Here is an 18,586-nt window from a genome sequence, read left to right as displayed (position 1 = left end):
CGATGCCCGATTCCGCGGTGTCCGATCGCGCCCGCGACCGGATCCACGCCCTGTCCGTCGTGTGCGTGCTCGCTGTCGCGAGCATCGTCATCGCGTTCCTCGGCGCGACGCCCGCCCGCGTGAGCTCGCGCGAACTGCTCGGCGTCGCACGCACCCCCGGCGATGCCGCGTTCATCGCCAGCCACCGCGGGGGAGCGGCCAGCGCGCCCGAGAACACCCTGCCGGCCGTCACCGCGGCGCTCGCCAGCGGTTTCGACTACGTCGAGGTCGACGTGGCGCTCACCAAGGACCGCGTGCCGGTCCTGATGCACGACGCGACGGTGGACCGCACGACCGACGGGCATGGCCGGCTCGCCGCGCTCACGCTCGCCGACGTGCAGCGGCTCGATGCCGGCGCGTGGTTCGACGCGGCCTTCGCCGGAACTCCGGTGCCGACGCTGACCGAGTTCCTCGACACCCTCGCCGGCGCGGAGGGGCGCGCGATCGTCGAGCTCAAGGGGCGATGGGATGCCGCGGCCCTCGACGCCGCCATCGCAGAGATCACCGCACGCGACCTCGAGCGGCGCGTCGTGCTCGCCAGCTTCGACGCCCGGACGCTGGCTCTGGCCGCGAGCGAGGCGCCCGTGCTGTCGCGCCTGCTGATCCTCAAGCAGTTGCCGGTCGACGTCGTGAGCGCGGTGGCCGAGGCCGGCGCACGGGGCGTCGTCGTCAGCCGCAAGGCGGTGCTCGCGCGGCCCGGCATCGTGGACGAGCTGCACGCGGCCGGTGCCCGCGTGGTCGTGTACACCCTGAACCGCGACTCGCAGTGGGACGCCGTCACCGCGCTCGGCGTCGACGGCATCGTGACCGACGACCCCGGCACGCTGTCGCAGTGGCAGGACGCGTACGCCGGTCCGTGACGTCGGCCCGCGCGAACCGGACCGACCGCACGGCGTGGCCCCCGGCATCCCCCGTCTTCGTCGTTAGTCTCGAAGCCGGACCGGCGAACGGAGGCGTGATGACGGGACGGATCGGGATGCCGCGGCTCGCGGTGGGAGCGACGGCACTGGTGCTGATCGCCGTCGTGGCGACGGGGTGCCGGCCCGAGCCAGCAGGCGGGCCCACGCCGTCGAGCACACCCTCGATCACGATCAAGCAGCCGACGCCGGACCCGTCGATCAGCCAGACCGACAAGCCCCAGGCCGGCTTCGAGGTGCCGGCCACGTGCGAGGAGATCTACTCGGCGGCGATGCTGGCCGAACTGCAGGCGGCCAACCCGCCGCTCAACGACCCGGGCGTCACGATGCTGTCGACCGAGAACGCCGACCTGCTCGAGATCATCCACAGCGGCGCGCCGACGCTGCGCTGCTCGTGGGGCAAGCCGAGCGAGTTCGGCCTGGCGACCAACGTCACCGCCGTCGACACTGAGCAGGCGGCGAGCCTGGTCCCGGTGCTGGAGGCCGCGGGCTTCGGGTGCGAGGCGATGGGCGACGGCACCGTCTGCCGCATCGAGCAGCGCGGCGTCACGCTCGACGACAACGAGTACACGCGCGGTGAGACGCACTACATCGCCGACGACGCCGTCGTCACCACGGCATGGATCAACTTCGCGCCCGAGGGCTACACCGAAGACGTCGTCGCGACGCTCTGGGGCTGAACCGGCCGTCGCGTACGGCCTGTCCTCACGCGGGACCGGCGTTTTCCCCTAGAATGGACGGCGGGGAAGGCCTGAGGCGACGTCGCAGCTCGCAGAAGCGAGTGCCCGCGACCGCCCCGGCCCATCTCTGATCCCGCGTTCGCGACGGCGTTCGCGCCGCCCGCGGGAGCACGCAGCACCATCGGTGTCATCCGATCATCGCCGGTCGAGTTTCCGGCACTCACGCTCAGGAGGAGCATGCCGACCACGGCACCCGCCCAGACGGCGCAGCGTCGCCGCAAGTCCTCGTCCGCACGCCGTGACGACGAGGCCCCCATCATCCCGATCCTCGCCCGCAAGGTGCGCGAGGTCGAGGCCAAGGCCCAGCGCGGAAAGCTCGGGCCGACCAACCGCGTCAAGTTCCAGGTCATCGCGTTCCTGGTGCGCGAGGAGCGCGCCCGGGTCAAGGGCGACACCTCGCTGACCGACGCCGCGCGCGCCGAGCTGCTCAAGCGCCTCGACGGGGTGGCCACGATCCTGGCCAAGACGGCAGCACGCGACACGTCGCTCATCCAGCTGCTCGAGGTCGACCAGGCCACCTCGCCCGTCGCGCGCCGCATGCGGCGCGACTGGCTGCTCGAGTCCGGCGCCGAACTGCCGCCGGACGAGCTGATCATCACCGACGTCGCGCCCGTCGCCGCGCCGGTCGTGCCCGCGGCGCTCGCTGAGCGCCAGGTCGTGCCGCCGCAGGTCGAGGCGCGCCGCGAGGCGAACCCGTTCCTCGCGCCCGACCTCACGATGCGCGCCGCCAAGCAGACGCCGCGCCGCCGTCTGGACAGCTGGGAGCTCATGGGCCCGCTGTACAAGGCGTTCGAGACCGGTGCCGGCGGCGGCAGCGCCACGATGGATCTGCCGCCCGTGCCGGAGTTCGACCGTCTGTCGCCGCGCGGCCTGGAGGTCATGCCGCACCAGTCGCGCTTCCTCGAAGCCGTGCGCGCCGGGCATCGCACGTTCCTCCTCGCCGACGAGCCGGGCCTCGGCAAGACGGCCGAGTCGGTGCTGGCGGCATCCGTCGCGAACGCGTACCCGCTGCTGGCTGTCGTCCCCAACGTCGTGAAGATGAACTGGGCCCGCGAGGTCGAGCGGTGGACGCCGCAGCGGCGCGCGACCGTCATCCAGGGCGACGGCGAAGACATCGACGCGTTCGCGGACGTGTTCATCGTCAACTACGAGATCCTCGACCGCCACCTGTCGTGGCTGAGCTCGATCGGCCTGAAGGGCATCGTCGTCGACGAGGCGCACTTCATCAAGAACCTCACGTCGCAGCGCTCGCAGAACGTGCTGGCACTCGCCAACCGCGTCCGCGAGCAGGTTCCGAATCCGCTGCTGCTGGCGCTCACCGGAACGCCGCTCATCAACGACGTCGAGGACTTCGACGCGATCTGGCGCTTCCTCGGCTGGACCAACGGCGAGAAGCCCGGTCCGGTGCTGATGGAGAAGCTCGACGAGACCGGCCTGACCCCGGCCGACAAGGCGTTCTACCCCGAGGCGCGCGACGCGGTCATCTCGATGGGCATCGTCCGCCGCCGCAAGAAGGACGTCGCGACCGACCTGCCCGACAAGCTGATCGCCGACCTTCCGGTCGAGCTGGACGACGAGTTCGGCCGCTCGATCCGCCAGGCCGAGCGCGAGCTCGGCGAGCGTCTGGCGGCCAAGTACCGCCGCATCATCGAGGCGCGCGGCGACCGCGGCCTTGCGCCGGGTGAGATCGACGACGACATCGTGCGCCTGGTCGCCCACAACGAGCTCGAGGAGTCCAAGGCCGCCGGCACGGGCTCCGAGAACGTGTTCACGATGGTCCGCAAGATCGGTCAGGCCAAGGCGGTGCTCGCCGCCGACTACGCCGTGCAGCTGCAGCGCTCGGTCGGCAAGGTCGTCTTCTTCGCCAAGCACATCGACGTCATGGACACCGCAGAGGCGCACTTCGCCGCGGCGGGCCTCAAGACGGTCTCGCTGCGCGGCGACCAGGCGACCACCGCCCGCCAGCAGGCGATCGACGCGTTCAACAACGACCCCGAGGTCGGCATCGCGGTCTGCTCGCTGACCGCCGCAGGCGTCGGCGTCAACATGCAGGCGTCGTCGAACGTCGTGCTCGCCGAGCTGTCGTGGACGGCCGCCGAGCAGACGCAGGCGATCGACCGCGTGCACCGCATCGGCCAGGACGAGCCCGTCACCGCGTGGCGCATCATCGCCGCGCACACGATCGACACCAAGATCGCCGAGCTCATCGACTCCAAGCAGGGCCTTGCCGCCCGCGCGCTCGACGGCGAGGCCGTCGACCCGCAGTCGAGCGACTCGGTGCAGCTGTCGGCGCTCATGCACCTGCTGCGTCAGGCGCTCGGCGCCGCCTGACCTTCGTCGAGGGATGCCGCGACCCTGCCGTGTGGCAGGTCGCGGCATCCCGCACTAATGTCGGGGGAGGCAGCGTCGCCGTCCCTCTTCTCCCGACAGCGAGGAACACAGCTATGAAGATCGGCATCCTGACGAGCGGCGGCGATTGCCCCGGACTGAACGCGGTCATCCGCGGCGTCGTCCTCAAGGGCACGACCACGTATGACCTCGAGTTCGTCGGCATCCGCGACGGCTGGCGCGGTGTCGTCGACGGCGACTTCTTCCCGCTGACCCGTCACGAGGTGAAGGGCCTCTCGAAGGTCGGCGGCACGATCCTCGGGACCTCGCGCACGAACCCCTACGAGGGCCCGCGCGGCGGTGCCGAGAACATCGCCAAGACGATGTACGGCCACCGCCTCGACGGCATCATCGCGATCGGCGGCGAGGGCACGCTGGCCGCCGCCAACCGCCTGTCGAACGACGGCATCAACGTGCTGGGCGTCCCGAAGACCATCGACAACGACCTGCGCGCCACCGACTACTCCTTCGGTTTCGACACCGCCGTCAACATCGCCACCGACGCGATGGACCGCCTGCGCACGACCGGCGACTCGCATCAGCGCTGCATGGTCGCCGAGGTCATGGGCCGCCATGTGGGCTGGATCGCCCTGCACGCCGGCATGGCGGCCGGCGCCCACGCGATCTGCATCCCCGAGGTGCCGATGTCGATCGACGAGATCGCCGACCTCGTCACGAAGGCCCACGACCGCGGCCGTGCGCCGCTGGTCGTCGTGTCGGAGGGCTTCACGCTCACCGGCATGGACGAGGCGTACAGCGACAAGGGGCTCGACGCCTTCAACCGTCCCCGCCTCGGCGGCATCGGCGAGGTGCTCGCCCCCGAGATCGAGCGCCTGACGGGTATCGAGACACGCTCCACGGTCCTCGGCCACATCCAGCGCGGCGGCTCGCCCTCGGGCTTCGACCGCGTTCTCGCCACCCGCCTCGGGCTCCACGCGGCTGACGCCGTCGTCGACGGAGCATGGGGTCAGATGGTCGCGATGCGCGGCACCGACATCGTCCGCGTGCCGTTCGCCGACGCCCTCGGCGAGCTCAACACCGTGCCCCTGTACCGCTACGAAGAGGCCGCCGCGCTCTTCGGCTGATCGACCTGCGGAGAGTGGATGCCTCGGCCCGAGGCATCCACTCTCTCGCTGTGTGAGCCTGCCGCGGACCGGAGATCGGAAGGCGGCGGCTCCTCACATTTGCGAGATCAGGAGATCTCGCCGACGCAGGGCGTTTCTGGCCGAATCGTCCTGTCTGCACGAGATCTCCTGATCTGGAGGTTCGGGATGCCGCGTCCTCCAGCGCGACCTCGTCCGTCCCCGCCGACGGCGGGCTCCTCGCCGTGCGAGATCAGGAGATCTCGCCGACGCAGGGCGCTTGTGGCCGAATCGTCCTGTCTGCACGAGATCTCCTGATCTGGCGGGCGGCGGCAGACGTCATCGGCTGACGGCGACGACCGGCCGGTTGTGCGCGCCCTGCGCCATGGCCGTCAGAATCGTCTCGAGCACCAGGTCCCACTGGAACAGCACCTGGTGGTAGTCGAACCGCAGCACCACATAGCCGCGTGTCACCAGGCGAGCGTCGGCTTCGAGGTCGCGACGGCGGTCGGTCGCGTCACTGTGGTGGGCGAAGCCGTCGAGCTGGATGGCCAGCGACCTGCCGATCAGCCCGTCGACTGGATGTCCGTCGATCCACACCTGCTGCTTCACGGTCACCCCTGCGCGGCGCAAGCCGTCGACGAAGGCAGTCTCCAGGCCCGAGTCTGACAGGGCTGAGGCGACTGCGGCGATGGCCGCAGCTTCAGTGCTGCGCCATGCGACGCGCGCGAGGACGTCGGGCGCGACGGCCTTCTTGCGAACGGCCGATTCCCACACGGCGAGCGCCTCGCCGCGGGTGAGGCACTGAGCGACATGGAAGAGCACGTTCAGGACGGGGTCGTCGATGCTGTTCTTCCCCGTTGGGGCCGGGCCGTTGCCCCAGTGCACACGAATCGCGTCCTTGGGAATCCGCGACGCCGTGCCCGCCACAGCGACATGCGTCCTCTCGTCGGCGATCGACGCGGGCACCCAGAATCCGCGAAGCGCCGCCGCGCTGATGCAGGTGACTCGGCCGCTCACCGAGGCGGCGGCGACCCGCCGGGTGTCGCAGCCCGGCGCAATGAGCCAGGATCGGTGGACCCGCGTGAGCATTCCGGCTGCCACTGCGCCGGCGATGTCGTGGCCGCTGAAGCCCGCGGCGCGGATGTCGGAGCTGTGGGATACACCTCCGCGCGCGAGAAGCCACGCGAGCAGTTGAGCACGACGCGCGGAGGAGTTGTTCGATGAAGGCATGCCGTCGATCGTCGCTGGCGAGGTGCTCTCCCGCCGCCCCCGCGCGCGACCTGTGGAGAATCCCCCAGCGCGGCGCGGATGTGGAGGATGGGATGCCGTGGCGCGCGGCATCCCATCCTCACGTGGCGAGATCAGGAGATCTCGCCGGTACAGGGCGTTTCTGGGCGAATCGTCCTGTGTGCGCGAGATCTCCTGATCTGAGACAGCCGGGGAGGGCGTCAGGCGTCGGCGACGCCGAGGACGTCCAGCAGCCAGGCGAGCTCGAACGCGCGCTCGCGCCACGCGTTGTACCGGCCCGAGACGCCGCCGTGTCCGGCGACCATCTCGCACTTGAGCAGGGCGTCGGCGCCGACCTCGCGCAGGCGCGCGACCCACTTGGCGGGCTCGACGTAGAGCACGCGCGTGTCGTTGAGCGACGTGACCGCGAGGATCTTCGGGTACGTCACGCCTTCGCGCACGTTCTCGTACGGCGAGTACGACTTCATGTACGCGTAGACCTCGGGGTCGTGCAGCGGGTCGCCCCATTCGTCCCACTCGATCACGGTGAGCGGCAGCGACGGGTCGAGGATCGTCGTGAGCGCGTCGACGAACGGCACGTCGGCGAGCACGCCGGCGAACAGCTCCGGAGCGAGGTTCGCGACCGCGCCCATCAGGAGCCCGCCGGCCGAACCGCCCTCCGCCACGAGGCGATCAGCCGTCGTGTAGCCGTGGTCGATGAGGTGCAGTGCGCTGTCGACGAAGTCGGTGAACGTGTTGCGCTTGGCCAGGAGCTTGCCGTCCTCGTACCACTGCCGGCCCATCTCGCCGCCGCCGCGCACATGCGCGACGGCGAAGACGACGCCGCGGTCGAGCTCCGACAGGCGCGGCACCGAGAAGCCGGGTTCGATCGAGTGCTCGTACGAGCCGTAGCCGTACAGGTGCAGGGGCCGCGGCGCGACGCCCGCGTCGCCGAACGACCGCTTGTAGACGAGCGAGATCGGGATCTGCGTGCCGTCCTGGGCGGTCGCCCACACGCGCTCCTGCGCGTACTCCGCGGGGTCGTAGCCGCCGAGCACGGGCTGACGCTTGCGCAGGTGCAGCTCGCGCGTGGCGACGTCGAGGTCGTACACCGTGCCGGGGGTGATGAACGAGCCGTAGCCGAGACGCAGCAGCGGGGGCGCCCACTCCGGGTTGCCGCCCGTGCCCACCGAGTACAGGGGCTCGTCGAACTCGATCTCGTCGACGGTGCCGTCGGCGTACGACAGCATGCCCAGGCGGGCAAGGCCGCCGCGACGGTACCCGACGACGCCCCAGTCGCGGAACGTCGAGACCCCCAGCAGCCGCTCGCCCGGACGGTGCGGGATGACGACCTCGCGTGCTCCGGACGGATCGGATGCCGCCACCCGCACCAGCTCGAAGTCCAGCGCTCCGTCGTTGTGGAGGATGAACAGCACGTCCTCGCCGTCGACCACGGCGTGCTCGGAGTCGTACTCGACCCCTTCGACGCGCGGCCACACCACACGCGGCTCACCGCGCAGGTCGTCGGCATCCAGCAGCCATTCCTCGCTCGTGATGGACGACCCGAGGCCGATCACCAGGAAGCGGTCGCTGCGCGTGAAGCCGGCGCCGACCCAGTACTTCTCGTCCGGCTCGTGGAAGAGCTTCACGTCGTCTTCGACGGGCGTCCCGAGCTCGTGCAGCCACACGGTGTCGGGGCGCCACGCCTCATCGACCGTGGTGTAGACGATGAAGCGCCCGTCGGGCGAGAAGGTCGCGCCGGCGAACGTGCCCGGGATCTCGTCGGGGAGCTGCTCGCCGGTGGAGAGGTCACGCACCCGCACGGTGTAGCGCTCGTCGCCGGCGAGGTCGACGCCGTAGAGCATCAGCCGCGCGTCGTTGGAGACCTCGAAGCTGCCCAGCGAGAAGAACTCGCTGCCCTCGGCCTCCACGTTGCTGTCGAGCAGGATCTGCTCGCCGGGCACCTCGGCGTCGGCGCTCAGCGACGGGGGAGTCCAGTCGTCCGGAGAGGCGAGGGGAGCGCGGCACTGGATGCCGTACTGCTTGCCTTCGACCGTGCGGCCGTAGTACCACCAGTCGCCGCGACGCGTGGGCACCGACAGGTCGGTCTCGAGCGTGCGGCCCTTGATCTCGTCGAAGATGCGCTGGCGCAGCCCCTCGAGGTGGGCGGTCCGCTGCTGGGTGTACGCGTTCTCGGCCTCGAGGTGCGCGATGACCTCGGCGTCCTCCTTCGCGCGGAACCATTCGTAGCGGTCTTCGACGTCGTCGCCGTGGTGCGAGCGGACGGTCGCGCGGATGGCCGCGACGGGCGGAAGGATGCCGTCGTCAGGTGTGGAAGGAGCGGGAGCGGAGCCTGGAAGAGTCACCGTTCCACGCTAATCGCTGCGTCGAGTTGATCGGCAGTTCGGCGTTGTAGGATTCTCGTGGCCGGTTGCCGGTTCCTTACGTCCTGGTGAACTCTTCGTTCGTCGCGCCGATCCCGTCGGCATTTCCTTCTCCCACCCCCTCTCGGAAAGCGAACGGTGGAAACCGCAGCCCTGATCGTCGTTCTGGTCATCGCTCTCGCGCTCTTCTTCGACTTCACGAACGGCTTCCACGACACCGCGAATGCGATGGCGACGCCGATCGCGACCGGTGCGCTCAAGCCCAAGGTGGCGGTGCTGCTCGCAGCCTGCCTGAACCTGGTGGGCGCGTTCCTGTCCACCGAGGTCTCGAAGACGATCTCGCACGGCATCATCAACGAGGACGCCATCTCGAGCTCCGAGATGCTGCCCATCATCTTCGCCGGCCTCATCGGCGCCATCACGTGGAACATGCTGACGTGGCTGCTCGGACTTCCGTCCAGCTCGTCGCACGCGCTGTTCGGCGGTCTGATCGGCGCCACGATCGTCGGCACCATGTCGCTCTCGTCGATCAACTTCGGCGAGGTCCTCGGCAAGGTCGTGCTCCCCGCCGTCATCGCACCGTTCACGGCCGGTCTCATCGCGTTCGCGGCCACGCGTCTGGCGTACCTGCTCACGAGGCGGTACGACGGCAAGCCCGACGGGCGCGACGGCTTCCGCTGGGGGCAGATCTTCACGTCCTCGCTCGTCGCGCTGGCGCACGGCACCAACGACGCGCAGAAGACGATGGGCGTCATCACCCTCACGCTCATCGTCGCGGGGTGGCAGAGCCAGTCGCAGGAGGACCCGTACACGTGGGTCGTCTTCGCGTGCGCGTTCGCGATCGCGCTCGGCACCTACGTCGGCGGCTGGCGCATCATCCGGACGCTGGGCAAGGGCCTCACGGACGTCAAGCCCGCACAGGGCTTCTCGGCCGAGACGGCGACGGCGTCGACCATCCTCGCGTCGAGCGCCTTCGGCTTCGCGCTGTCGACCACGCAGGTCGCATCGGGCTCTGTCATCGGATCGGGTCTGGGGCGCCGCGGCTCCAAGGTGCGCTGGCGGACCGTCGGGCGCATCGGCATCGGCTGGCTGCTCACTCTCCCCGCCGCCGGTGCCGTGGGCGCCGTCGCGGCGCTGATCGTCACGTGGCTCGGCGGGTGGGGCGTCCTCATCGACGCCATCCTCGCCGTGGTCGTCATCGTCGGGCTGTTCCTGCGGTCGCGCCGCGACGAGGTCAACGCCGGCAACGCCATGAGCGAGGTCGCCGACTCCGGGCTCGCCGTCAAGGTCAAGCGCAACCCGCCGCCCACGCGCCGCCAGCGTCGCATCGCGCGCGAAGAGGCACGGGTCCGTGCCGAGCAGGAGGCGCGCGTCAAGGCTGAGGCGAAGGCCGCCGCGAAGGCGAAGGCGAAGGCCGATGCCAAGGCCGCGGGGGAGCGTTCGAAGGCGGATGCCGCAGCCAAGGCCGCGGCGCGCTCGAGCAAGGAAGGCGACAAGAAGTGATCGAGATCGACTGGCTCGCCTTCGTGCAGGTGTTCGCGGCGGCGCTCATCGCGTCGCTGCTCGTCGTCGGCTTCTACGCCATCGCGGTCCGACTGCTGGTGCGCGCCGGGCGCGTGCCTGTGGTCGCCCCGGCGGAGTTCACGGACGCCATCACCGTCATCTCCGAGAAGGAGGCGCGAAGGGCCGAGAAGGCCGCGGCGAAGGCGGCGAAGAAGTCGCCCCTCACCGACGGGCAGAAGCGGCTGGCGCTCGTGGGCGCCTATGCGTCGTTCGGGCTGTGCGGCCTCGCGGTCCTGGGCGGCCTGCTGCTGATCGTCTTCGGCCACTGAGCCCGCGCCGCCGACGAGGTGTCGGGCGCACCGCCTAACCTGGGGTCATGGTCACGGCTCCTGTCCAGTTCGGTCAGCATCCGCCCGCACGACGGACGCTGCTGCACATCAGCGACACGCACCTGCTGGCCGGCAATCCACCGCTCGGCGGCCGCTATGACACGGCGGCGAATCTGCATCGGGCGCTCGCGGCGGCCGAGGCCACCGGCATCCGTCCCGATGCCGTCGTCTTCACGGGCGATCTGACCGACCTGGGCGAGCCTGAGGCGTACCGCGCGCTGCGCGCGGAGGTCGAGCCGTTCGCCGAGAGGCTGGGCGCACCGCTGGTGTGGGTGGCCGGCAATCACGACGAACGCCCGGCCCTGCGTCGCGAACTGCTCGATGCCGCGGCGACGGAGGAGCCCGTGACCGGCGTGTGGGACCTCGGCGGCCTGCGCCTCATCGCCCTGGATTCGACCGTGCCCGGCTGGCACCACGGCGACCTCGACGCGGCGCAGCTCGAATGGCTGCGCGAGGTGCTCTCCACGCCGGCGCCGCTGGGCACCGTCCTGGCGATGCACCATCCGCCGCTGCCGTCGCACATCCCCTTCTTCGACATCCTCGAGCTGCGCGACCAGGGACGTCTCGCCGAGGTCATCGCGGGCACCGACGTGCGCGCGATCCTCGCCGGTCACCTGCACTTCTCGACGAGCGGCACGTTCGCGGGCGTTCCGGTCAGCGTCGCGGCGGCCACCTGTTACACGATGAACCTCGCGCGCCCCGCCGACGAGGTGAACGGAATGGATGCCGGCCAGTCGTTCCATCTCGTGCACGTGTACGACGAGACGATCACGCATGCCGTCGTGCCCGTGGTGGAGGCGTCGACGGCCGAGTTCTTCTCGCCGGAATGGGTCGCGCACATGGCGCGGCTCACGCCCGAGCAGCGGCTCGAAGAGTTCTCACGCAAGCGGAGGTGACCGGTGTCCCGCACCGCCGCGACGTACGTTCCGGCGGGCCCGGCTGTACGCCGCGTACAGCCCTGCGGGTGCGGCACGCGGGTATGGTCGAAGCAACCCCGCACACCGCTGTGAACGACCCACGAGGACTGCACACATGGCTCTGGACGCAATGACGCGAACCCGCATCGAGACCGACTCCCTGGGATCCATGGAGATCCCCGCCGACGCGTACTGGGGCATCCACACCGCCCGCGCGCTGGAGAACTTCCCGATCTCGAAGCGCCCCATCTCGGTGTACCCCGACCTGGTGCGGGGCCTCGCGATGGTCAAGCAGGCCTCCGCGCGCGCCAACCGCGAGATCGGCGTGCTCGACCCGGCCAAGGCCGACCTCATCGACCGCGCAGCGCAGCTGGTCATCGACGGCGAGCACCACGACCAGTTCGTGGTCGGCGTCATCCAGGGCGGCGCCGGCACCTCGACCAACATGAACGCGAACGAGGTCATCACCAACATCGCGCTCGAGCTGGCGGGGCGCGAGAAGGGCGATTACGCCTTCCTCTCGCCGATCGACGACACCAACCGCAGCCAGTCGACCAACGACGTGTACCCGACGGCGATCAAGATCGGCCTCGGGCTCGACCTGGCCAGCCTGCTGGAGGAGCTCGACCTGCTGCGCCGGTCGTTCCTTGCGAAAGCCGTCGAGTTCCACGACGTGCTGAAGGTGGGCCGCACCCAGCTGCAGGACGCCGTGCCGATGACCCTCGGCCAGGAGTTCCACGGGTTCGCGACGACGCTCGGCTACGACCACCAGCGCCTGACCGAGAACGCGTACCTGCTGTACGAGGTCAACATGGGTGCGACGGCCATCGGCACCGGCATCACGACGCACCCGAGCTACGCGCCCGCCGTGCTGAAGCACCTGCGCGAGATCTCGGGTCTCGACCTCGCGACGGCGAACGACCTCGTCGAGGCCACGAGCGACACCGGCTCGTTCATGTCGTTCTCGTCGTCGCTCAAGCGCAACGCGATCAAGCTGTCGAAGATCTGCAACGACCTGCGCCTGCTGTCGTCCGGCCCGCAGGCGGGTCTCGGTGAGATCAACCTCCCGGCCCGTCAGGCGGGCTCGAGCATCATGCCCGGCAAGGTCAACCCGGTGATCCCCGAGGTCGTCAACCAGGTCGCCTTCTCCGTCGTCGGCGCCGACGCGACCGTGACCATGGCCGTCGAAGCGGGCCAGCTGCAGCTGAACGCGTTCGAGCCGGTCATCGCCCATTCGATCTTCCAGTCGATCACGTGGCTGCGCCAGGCCATGTACACGCTGCGCGTCAACTGCATCGACGGCATCACCGCCAACCGTGAGCGCCTGGGAGCGATGGTCGGCTCGTCCGTGGGCGTCATCACCGCCCTGACGCCCTTCATCGGGTATGCCGCCGCGGCCGCGCTCGCCAAGACCGCGCTGCTCACCGGCCGCAACGTCGCCGACCTGGTCGTCGAGGCCGGCCTGATGTCGAGCGACGAGGTGGCCAAGCAGCTGTCGCCGGCCCGCCTGTCGGGCTTGGAGACCGTGACCGCCGCGATCCCGGTGGTGCAGGCGGCCGAAGACATCGTCTCGTCCGACACCCTCTCGCGCTGAGGCGTCGATCGGCCGCAATGGGGAGATATCCCCGGCGCGGCCGATTGCCCCCGGTATGCGACTGCCGATACGGTCGTGCAGAGTCACATGCGAGAGGAAACCCACATGACCGACCCCCAGAGCCCCGTCGACCCGGCGCAGCAGCCGTCAGAGGTCCCGGCTGCAGACGCCGCTCCGGCAGCTCCCGAGGCCCCGGCCCACGAGGTGCCGGCCGCTCCCGCCGCCGAGCCGGCGCCCGCCGCCGAGCCGGCACCCGCCGCACCCGAGCCGCCCGTCGCCGCACCCGAGCCCGCCGCGCCGGCGGCGCCCGCATACGAGGCGCCCGCCGCCGCGCCCGCCTACGGTGCCGTCCCGCCCGCGCCTCCGGCCTACGGTGCTGCCGCCGACGCCGGTGCTGCGCCGACGTACGCCGCCGCCCCGCCCGCGCCATACGGCGCCCCGGCTCCCGGCGCGCCCGTCCCGGGCAAGACGCTCGGCATCGTGGCGCTCGTCGTCGTCTTCTTCTTCTCGCTCGTGGGCCTGATCCTCGGCTACGTCGCGCGCTCGCAGAGCAAGAAGGCCGGCGTCCCGAACACGCCCGCCAAGGTCGCGATCATCCTGGGATGGATCTTCCTGGTCCTGGGCATCATCGCGGCGATCGTCGTCACCATCATCCTGGTCAGCCTCGGCAGCTCGCTCGCCGAGATCTGCGCCGGCTACCTGTCGGGCGACTACGTGCTCGACAACGGCACCACGATCACCTGCCCGTGATCCGCTGAACCATGACGAAGCCCCTCTCCTTCGGGAGAGGGGCTTCGTCGTTCCGCGGCACCGGCGGCCGCGGCATCCCTCAGTCGATGATCCGGCAGTGGGTGGTCAGCGCGCCGATGCCGTCGATGCCGACGGTGACGGTGGAGCGGTCGCGCAGGAACACCTGCGGGTCGCGCGAATACCCCGCGCCGCCCGGGCTGCCCGTCGAGATGAGCGTTCCCGGAAGCAGCGTCGCCGACCGCGACAGATGCGAGATGAGCGTCGCGACGGGGCGGACCATCTGCGCCGTCGTGGCGTCCTGCAGCGTCGTGCCGTCGAGCACCGTCCAGATGTGCAGCGCCTGCGGATCGGGCACCTCGTCGCGCGTGACGACGAACGGGCCGGTCGGCGTGAAGCCGTCGAACGACTTGCAGCGCGACCACTGCGCCTCGGAGTACTGGATGTCGCGCGCGGTGATGTCGTTGACCACCGTGTAGCCCCACACGTGCTCGAGCGCGTGCTCGGGGTCGACGTCCTTCGCCGGCGTGCCGATGATCACACCGAGCTCGGCCTCGTAGTCGACCGACTCGCTGAGCGACCGCGGCCACGTCGTGGTGCCGCCGTGTCCTGCGAGCGAGTTCGGCCACAGTACGAACACCGTCGGCGTCGAGTCCGTCTTGAGCCCGAGCTCGCTGGAGTGGGCGGCGTAGTTGAGCCCGATCGCGAGGATGACGGGCGGCGTCAGCAGCGCCGAGGCGTACCGCTGGGCGTCCAGTGGATGCCGCGCGCCGCGGTCGGCGGCATCCCGAACCCGATCGAGCAGAGCGTCGCCCCCGGCGATCAGCTGCTCGAGGGTCGCGGGTGCTCCGTCGAACAGCTCGTCGACGAACACGCCGTCGTCGCCGTCCACCGCGACGAGTCTCGGCAGGGCGCTGCCGGGCGGGACGACGTGGGCGAAGCGCATGCCCCCAACCTACTCGGAGCGCCCCGCGTCGGGGCTTTCCACGGGACGCGTCGCGGAGTGCGCCGTCGTCCGTCCCCGCCCCTAGGCTGTGCGCATGACGCTTGATCCCGGCGCCGCGCCCCAGCGGCCCTCGCTCACGCCCCCGGAGTTCCCCTCGGCGTTCGCGCAGCCGCATTACGCCGCAGGCGCCGCCATCACCCCGCCGGTCACCTCGCCCGCTCCCGTGCCCGTGGCCGCCACGGCGCCGCGGAGGGGGAGCACCGCGACGATCTGGGTCGTCGCCGTCCTCGTCCTCGTGCTCGTGGGACTCATCGGCTACTTCCTCAACGCGCTCGGCCCGGGCGCGTCGCTCATCGGCATGATCCTGGCGATCGTCCCGCTCGTGGGCGTCTGGTTCGCCGTGCGTCTCGTCGATCGGTGGGAGCCGGAGCCGCGCTCGCTGCTCGCGCTCGCCGTCGCGTGGGGCGCGATCGCGGCGGTCGGCATCGCGCTGGCCGTCGACTGGGTGCTGATCCTGCTGTTCGGCGTGCGCAGCGGCGTCGGCGAAGTGCTGCAGACCGTCGTGCAGGCACCTGTCGTGGAGGAGTTCGCGAAGGGGCTCGGCGTCCTCCTCATCTTCGCGATCGCGCGCCGGTCGTTCGACGGTCCCGTCGACGGCGTCGTGTACGGCGCGCTCGTGGGCGCCGGGTTCGCCTTCACCGAGAACATCCAGTACTTCGCGGTCAGCTTCATCGAGGGCGGGGCGGCCGAGACGTCGGCGACGTTCTTCCTGCGCGGCATCCTGTCGCCTTTCGCGCACGTGATGTTCACGAGCGTGACGGGCTTCGCGCTGGGCCTCGCCGCACGGCGTGGTCTGACGACGGGTCAGGCGGTCGGGCCGTGGCTCGTCGGACTCGCCGGCGCCATCGCGCTGCATGCGTTCTGGAACGGCTCGGCGACGTTCGGCAACTTCTTCGTGCTGTACCTGACCCTGCAGGTGCCGCTGTTCATCGGCTTCGTCCTCGGCATCGTGGCGCTGCGTCGCGAGGAGGCGCGGCTGACCCGCAGACGGCTCGGCGACTACGCCGCAGCCGGGTGGTTCACGCCGCAGGAGGTCGACATGCTCGCGACGCCTGCGGGGCGCAGGACCGCGCTCGCGTGGGCGGCGTCGCTGCGCGGCGACCGTCGGGCGATGATGCGCTCGTTCATCGCCGACGCCACGGCGCTCGCCGCCACGCGCCAGCGTGCGCTCTCCGGCCGCGACCCGCAGGCCGCCGCGCAGGAGCACCGGCTGCTCGAGCGCATCGTGTCGACGCGTGCGGCGATGTTCGCGCCGTAGCCGCCGGCATCCGCCCGTACACAAACTCAGCGCTCGGTGCCGCGGCGATGCCTGCGTGACTCCCGAGCGCTGAGCTGATCTGCCACCAGGATGCCGGGTGCCCCGCGCGGGTGTCAAGGGACCCCCGCGGGTTCCCCTGACGGCGAACCGACCCTGCGCCCGGGGTCGCGGGATGGTTGGATGGTGGCATGACTGACGACCGCACCAAGCCCGAGATCGACGCACCCGCGGGCCCCGCGCCCGCCGAGCTCGTCATCCGCGACATCGTCGTGGGCGACGGCGCCGAGGCCAAGCCCGGCGACACCGTGACCGTCCACTACGTGGGCGTGGAGTACGAATCCGGCGAGGAGTTCGACTCGTCGTGGAACCGCGGCGAGAGCATTCAGTTCCCGCTGCGCGGCCTCATCCAGGGCTGGCAGGACGGCATCCCGGGCATGAAGGAGGGCGGCCGTCGCGAGCTCGTCATCCCGCCGCACCTGGCGTACGGCCCCGCCGGCGGCCATTTCCTGGGCGGCAAGACGCTGATCTTCGTCATCGACCTCATCAAGGTCGGCTGACACTCTGCTGTTCTCAGAGGGGCGGATGCTGCGGCATCCGCCCCTCTTCGCGTCTTCGCGCGATGAGAATCTTTTCATTCACGGGAATAGATACTCTGAGACGTGACGTTGTCACCTGCGTGCCCGCAGGACGCGGGTGCGAGAGCTTTCTCACGACCACGAAGGAAGAACCCCATGACCGATGCCACGACGATCGACATCCCCGGCTACCGCACCGGCACCTGGGTGCTGGACCCCGCGCACAGCGAGGTGACGTTCAGCGTGCGCCACATGATGATCTCGAAGGTGCGCGGCACGTTCGGCATGAAGAGCGCGACGCTGGTCGCCCCCGAGAACCCGCTGGAGGCGAAGGTCGAGGCGAGCGTCGACGTGACCTCGGTCGACACGAAGGACGAGGCGCGCGACAACCACCTGCGCTCGGCCGACTTCTTCGACGTCGAGAACCACCCCACGATGGAGTTCCGCTCCACCGGCGCGCGCGTCCAGGACGGCGACTTCCTCGTCGACGGCGACCTCACGATCCGCGGCGTCACCAAGCCCGTCACGTTCGAGTTCGAGTTCGGCGGCTTCGGCGTCGACCCGTGGGGCAACTACAAGGCCGGCGCGACCGCCAAGACCGTCGTGAACCGCGAGGACTTCGGCCTCACCTGGAACGCCGCCCTCGAGACCGGCGGCGTCCTCGTCGGCAAGGACATCACGATCACGCTCGACCTGCAGGGTGCGCACCAGCCCGCCTGATCGCGCGAACCTCAGAAGAGTGGATGCCTCGGCCCGAGGCATCCACTCTTCTCATGTCTGGGCGGTCCGGCGCCGCAGCCGCAGCCGGTCCTGTGCGAGCAGAATGCCCAGGAACACGACGAGAGCGCCGACAGGCTCGTTCCAGCTGACGGTCTCGCCGAGGATCAGGACGCCGAGCACCACGCCGACGACCGGCGTGATGTACGTGACCGTCGACGCGCGCGTCGGACCCCACGCGCGGACGGTGTTCTGGTTCCAGACGTATGCGATGCCGGTGCCGAGGCAGCCCAGCAGCACGAGGCTGACGACGATCGGCACGTCCAGCCGCACCGGGGTGAGCACGAGGAACGGCGTGAGCAGGGTCATCGCGAGCCCGGCCATCGCGATGTAGCCGAACGTGAAGGCGAGGGCCGACATGCCCGTGTTCGAGACGAAGCGGCGCATGTACGCGAAGCTGAATCCGTAGCTGGCCGTCGCGCCGAGGATCGCGAGCTCGGCGACGAGACTGCCGTCCAGCGAGATGCCCTGCCACGGCGCGATGATCACGACGACTCCGAGGATGCCGACGCCGATGCCGACGACCTGCAGGGCCTTCAGCCGTTCGACGCGGAACACCAGCCACGCCATGATCGCGGTCATGATCGGCGTCGTCGCGTTGAAGATGCTCGCGACGCCCGAGCTGACGTGCTGCTGGGCCCACGAGAACAGCAGGAACGGGATGACGCAGAAGGTCAGCCCCAGCACGAGCAGGTGCGCCCACACGCGGAGGCTCCGGGTGAGGTGCTCGCGCCGTGCGAGCACAAGGATGCCGAGCGTCAGGCTTCCCAGCAGGATGCGCGTCCACGCCACCTGAGCGGGCGAGATGCCGGTGAGCGCGACCTTCATGAACAGGAAGCTCGAGCCCCACACGACGCCCGCCAGCACGAACTGGACGGCGATCCAGCGGGTGGAGGCCGTCATCGGCGCGAGAGCCGGAGCGGTGGCGCGGGTCGAGGTCACGGGGGCCACGGTACGCGCGCCGGCGCACGCGCGCCCTGTTCGGCCGCTGCGACGTCCGAAATCCGCCGACGTGCGACCGCCCGGCTACGGTGCCCGGT

Annotated in this window: 16 protein-coding genes; 12 read left to right on the top strand and 4 right to left on the bottom strand. The window is 70.3% G+C overall.

What is annotated here, in order from left to right:
- Positions 1 to 2 precede the first annotated feature (2 nt).
- The 4 genes from JNB62_RS08285 to JNB62_RS08270 all read left to right on the top strand — a co-directional run bounded on the left by JNB62_RS08285 (position 3) and on the right by JNB62_RS08270 (position 5,169).
- Positions 3 to 899 carry a glycerophosphodiester phosphodiesterase gene (locus tag JNB62_RS08285; RefSeq protein WP_220300399.1) on the top strand — a complete coding sequence of 299 codons (897 nt, stop codon included), beginning with the start codon at positions 3 to 5 and terminating at the stop codon, positions 897 to 899.
- Positions 900 to 997: 98 nt separating this feature from the next.
- Positions 998 to 1,636, top strand: coding sequence for a hypothetical protein (locus tag JNB62_RS08280; RefSeq protein WP_222855859.1), 639 nt, complete (start codon positions 998 to 1,000; stop codon positions 1,634 to 1,636).
- A 237-nt stretch (positions 1,637 to 1,873) separates the two neighbouring features.
- On the top strand, positions 1,874 to 4,027 hold the full coding sequence (locus JNB62_RS08275) for a DEAD/DEAH box helicase (RefSeq protein WP_220300398.1): 2,154 nt from the start codon (positions 1,874 to 1,876) through the stop codon (positions 4,025 to 4,027).
- Between the two features lie 113 nt (positions 4,028 to 4,140).
- Positions 4,141 to 5,169 (top strand): ATP-dependent 6-phosphofructokinase, encoded by a 1,029-nt coding sequence (locus tag JNB62_RS08270; protein WP_220300397.1) that lies wholly within the window; start codon positions 4,141 to 4,143, stop codon positions 5,167 to 5,169.
- A gap of 336 nt (positions 5,170 to 5,505) precedes the next feature.
- On the opposite strand, the gene JNB62_RS08265 is transcribed toward JNB62_RS08270, so the two are convergent.
- Together JNB62_RS08265 and JNB62_RS08260 are read right to left on the bottom strand one after the other, a co-directional pair.
- Positions 5,506 to 6,258, bottom strand: a complete 753-nt coding sequence (locus JNB62_RS08265; RefSeq protein ID WP_223231025.1) for an endonuclease domain-containing protein — start codon at positions 6,256 to 6,258, stop codon at positions 5,506 to 5,508.
- A 359-nt stretch (positions 6,259 to 6,617) separates the two neighbouring features.
- On the bottom strand, positions 6,618 to 8,762 hold the full coding sequence (locus tag JNB62_RS08260) for a S9 family peptidase (protein WP_308291754.1): 2,145 nt from the start codon (positions 8,760 to 8,762) through the stop codon (positions 6,618 to 6,620).
- A gap of 156 nt (positions 8,763 to 8,918) precedes the next feature.
- Between JNB62_RS08260 and JNB62_RS08255 the strand changes: the two genes are divergently transcribed.
- From JNB62_RS08255 to JNB62_RS08235, 5 genes are all read left to right on the top strand, one after another.
- Positions 8,919 to 10,283 carry an inorganic phosphate transporter gene (locus tag JNB62_RS08255; RefSeq protein WP_220300396.1) on the top strand — a complete coding sequence of 455 codons (1,365 nt, stop codon included), beginning with the start codon at positions 8,919 to 8,921 and terminating at the stop codon, positions 10,281 to 10,283.
- Positions 10,280 to 10,612, top strand: coding sequence for a peptidase (locus JNB62_RS08250; protein ID WP_220300395.1), 333 nt, complete (start codon positions 10,280 to 10,282; stop codon positions 10,610 to 10,612). The genes JNB62_RS08255 and JNB62_RS08250 overlap by 4 nt, the downstream gene beginning before the upstream one ends.
- 47 nt (positions 10,613 to 10,659) lie before the next feature.
- Positions 10,660 to 11,568 (top strand): phosphodiesterase, encoded by a 909-nt coding sequence (locus JNB62_RS08245; RefSeq protein ID WP_220300394.1) that lies wholly within the window; start codon positions 10,660 to 10,662, stop codon positions 11,566 to 11,568.
- 136 nt (positions 11,569 to 11,704) lie between these two features.
- Positions 11,705 to 13,183, top strand: coding sequence for an aspartate ammonia-lyase (locus tag JNB62_RS08240; protein ID WP_220300393.1), 1,479 nt, complete (start codon positions 11,705 to 11,707; stop codon positions 13,181 to 13,183).
- Between the two features lie 105 nt (positions 13,184 to 13,288).
- Complete coding sequence (locus JNB62_RS08235) at positions 13,289 to 13,933, top strand: DUF4190 domain-containing protein (RefSeq protein ID WP_220300392.1); 645 nt, start codon at positions 13,289 to 13,291, stop codon at positions 13,931 to 13,933.
- A 79-nt stretch (positions 13,934 to 14,012) separates the two neighbouring features.
- On the opposite strand, the gene JNB62_RS08230 is transcribed toward JNB62_RS08235, so the two are convergent.
- On the bottom strand, positions 14,013 to 14,876 hold the full coding sequence (locus tag JNB62_RS08230; RefSeq protein WP_220300391.1) for a fumarylacetoacetate hydrolase family protein: 864 nt from the start codon (positions 14,874 to 14,876) through the stop codon (positions 14,013 to 14,015).
- A gap of 94 nt (positions 14,877 to 14,970) precedes the next feature.
- On the opposite strand from JNB62_RS08230, the gene JNB62_RS08225 reads away from it, so the two are divergent.
- From JNB62_RS08225 to JNB62_RS08215, 3 genes are all read left to right on the top strand, one after another.
- Positions 14,971 to 16,194 (top strand): PrsW family intramembrane metalloprotease, encoded by a 1,224-nt coding sequence (locus JNB62_RS08225; RefSeq protein WP_220300390.1) that lies wholly within the window; start codon positions 14,971 to 14,973, stop codon positions 16,192 to 16,194.
- A gap of 188 nt (positions 16,195 to 16,382) precedes the next feature.
- Complete coding sequence (locus JNB62_RS08220) at positions 16,383 to 16,751, top strand: FKBP-type peptidyl-prolyl cis-trans isomerase (RefSeq protein WP_220300389.1); 369 nt, start codon at positions 16,383 to 16,385, stop codon at positions 16,749 to 16,751.
- Positions 16,752 to 16,925: 174 nt separating this feature from the next.
- Positions 16,926 to 17,489 (top strand): YceI family protein, encoded by a 564-nt coding sequence (locus JNB62_RS08215; protein ID WP_220300388.1) that lies wholly within the window; start codon positions 16,926 to 16,928, stop codon positions 17,487 to 17,489.
- A 51-nt stretch (positions 17,490 to 17,540) separates the two neighbouring features.
- Here JNB62_RS08215 and JNB62_RS08210 read toward each other — a convergent pair whose 3' ends face one another.
- A complete protein-coding gene (locus JNB62_RS08210) occupies positions 17,541 to 18,488 on the bottom strand; it encodes a DMT family transporter (protein WP_374450609.1) in 948 nt (315 codons plus the stop codon).
- Positions 18,489 to 18,586 lie beyond the last annotated feature (98 nt).

This window comes from Microbacterium jejuense, from assembly GCF_019511665.1.
GTDB lineage: Bacteria > Actinomycetota > Actinomycetes > Actinomycetales > Microbacteriaceae > Microbacterium > Microbacterium jejuense_A.
Note: the sequence above shows the minus strand (reverse complement) of the source record. Positions and strands in the feature narration are given on the sequence as shown.

What these genes read in the sequence shown, in the direction of transcription:
- JNB62_RS08230 (WP_220300391.1), bottom strand. Translation starts at nt 14,876, where the DNA reads ATGCGCTTCGCCCACGTCGTCCCGCCCGGCAGCGCCCTGCCGAGACTC.
- JNB62_RS08275 (WP_220300398.1), top strand. Translation starts at nt 1,874, where the DNA reads ATGCCGACCACGGCACCCGCCCAGACGGCGCAGCGTCGCCGCAAGTCC.
- JNB62_RS08240 (WP_220300393.1), top strand. Translation starts at nt 11,705, where the DNA reads ATGGCTCTGGACGCAATGACGCGAACCCGCATCGAGACCGACTCCCTG.
- JNB62_RS08270 (WP_220300397.1), top strand. Translation starts at nt 4,141, where the DNA reads ATGAAGATCGGCATCCTGACGAGCGGCGGCGATTGCCCCGGACTGAAC.
- JNB62_RS08225 (WP_220300390.1), top strand. Translation starts at nt 14,971, where the DNA reads ATGACGCTTGATCCCGGCGCCGCGCCCCAGCGGCCCTCGCTCACGCCC.
- JNB62_RS08285 (WP_220300399.1), top strand. Translation starts at nt 3, where the DNA reads ATGCCCGATTCCGCGGTGTCCGATCGCGCCCGCGACCGGATCCACGCC.
- JNB62_RS08215 (WP_220300388.1), top strand. Translation starts at nt 16,926, where the DNA reads ATGACCGATGCCACGACGATCGACATCCCCGGCTACCGCACCGGCACC.
- JNB62_RS08235 (WP_220300392.1), top strand. Translation starts at nt 13,289, where the DNA reads ATGACCGACCCCCAGAGCCCCGTCGACCCGGCGCAGCAGCCGTCAGAG.
- JNB62_RS08220 (WP_220300389.1), top strand. Translation starts at nt 16,383, where the DNA reads ATGACTGACGACCGCACCAAGCCCGAGATCGACGCACCCGCGGGCCCC.
- JNB62_RS08245 (WP_220300394.1), top strand. Translation starts at nt 10,660, where the DNA reads ATGGTCACGGCTCCTGTCCAGTTCGGTCAGCATCCGCCCGCACGACGG.
- JNB62_RS08265 (WP_223231025.1), bottom strand. Translation starts at nt 6,258, where the DNA reads ATGCTCACGCGGGTCCACCGATCCTGGCTCATTGCGCCGGGCTGCGAC.
- JNB62_RS08280 (WP_222855859.1), top strand. Translation starts at nt 998, where the DNA reads ATGACGGGACGGATCGGGATGCCGCGGCTCGCGGTGGGAGCGACGGCA.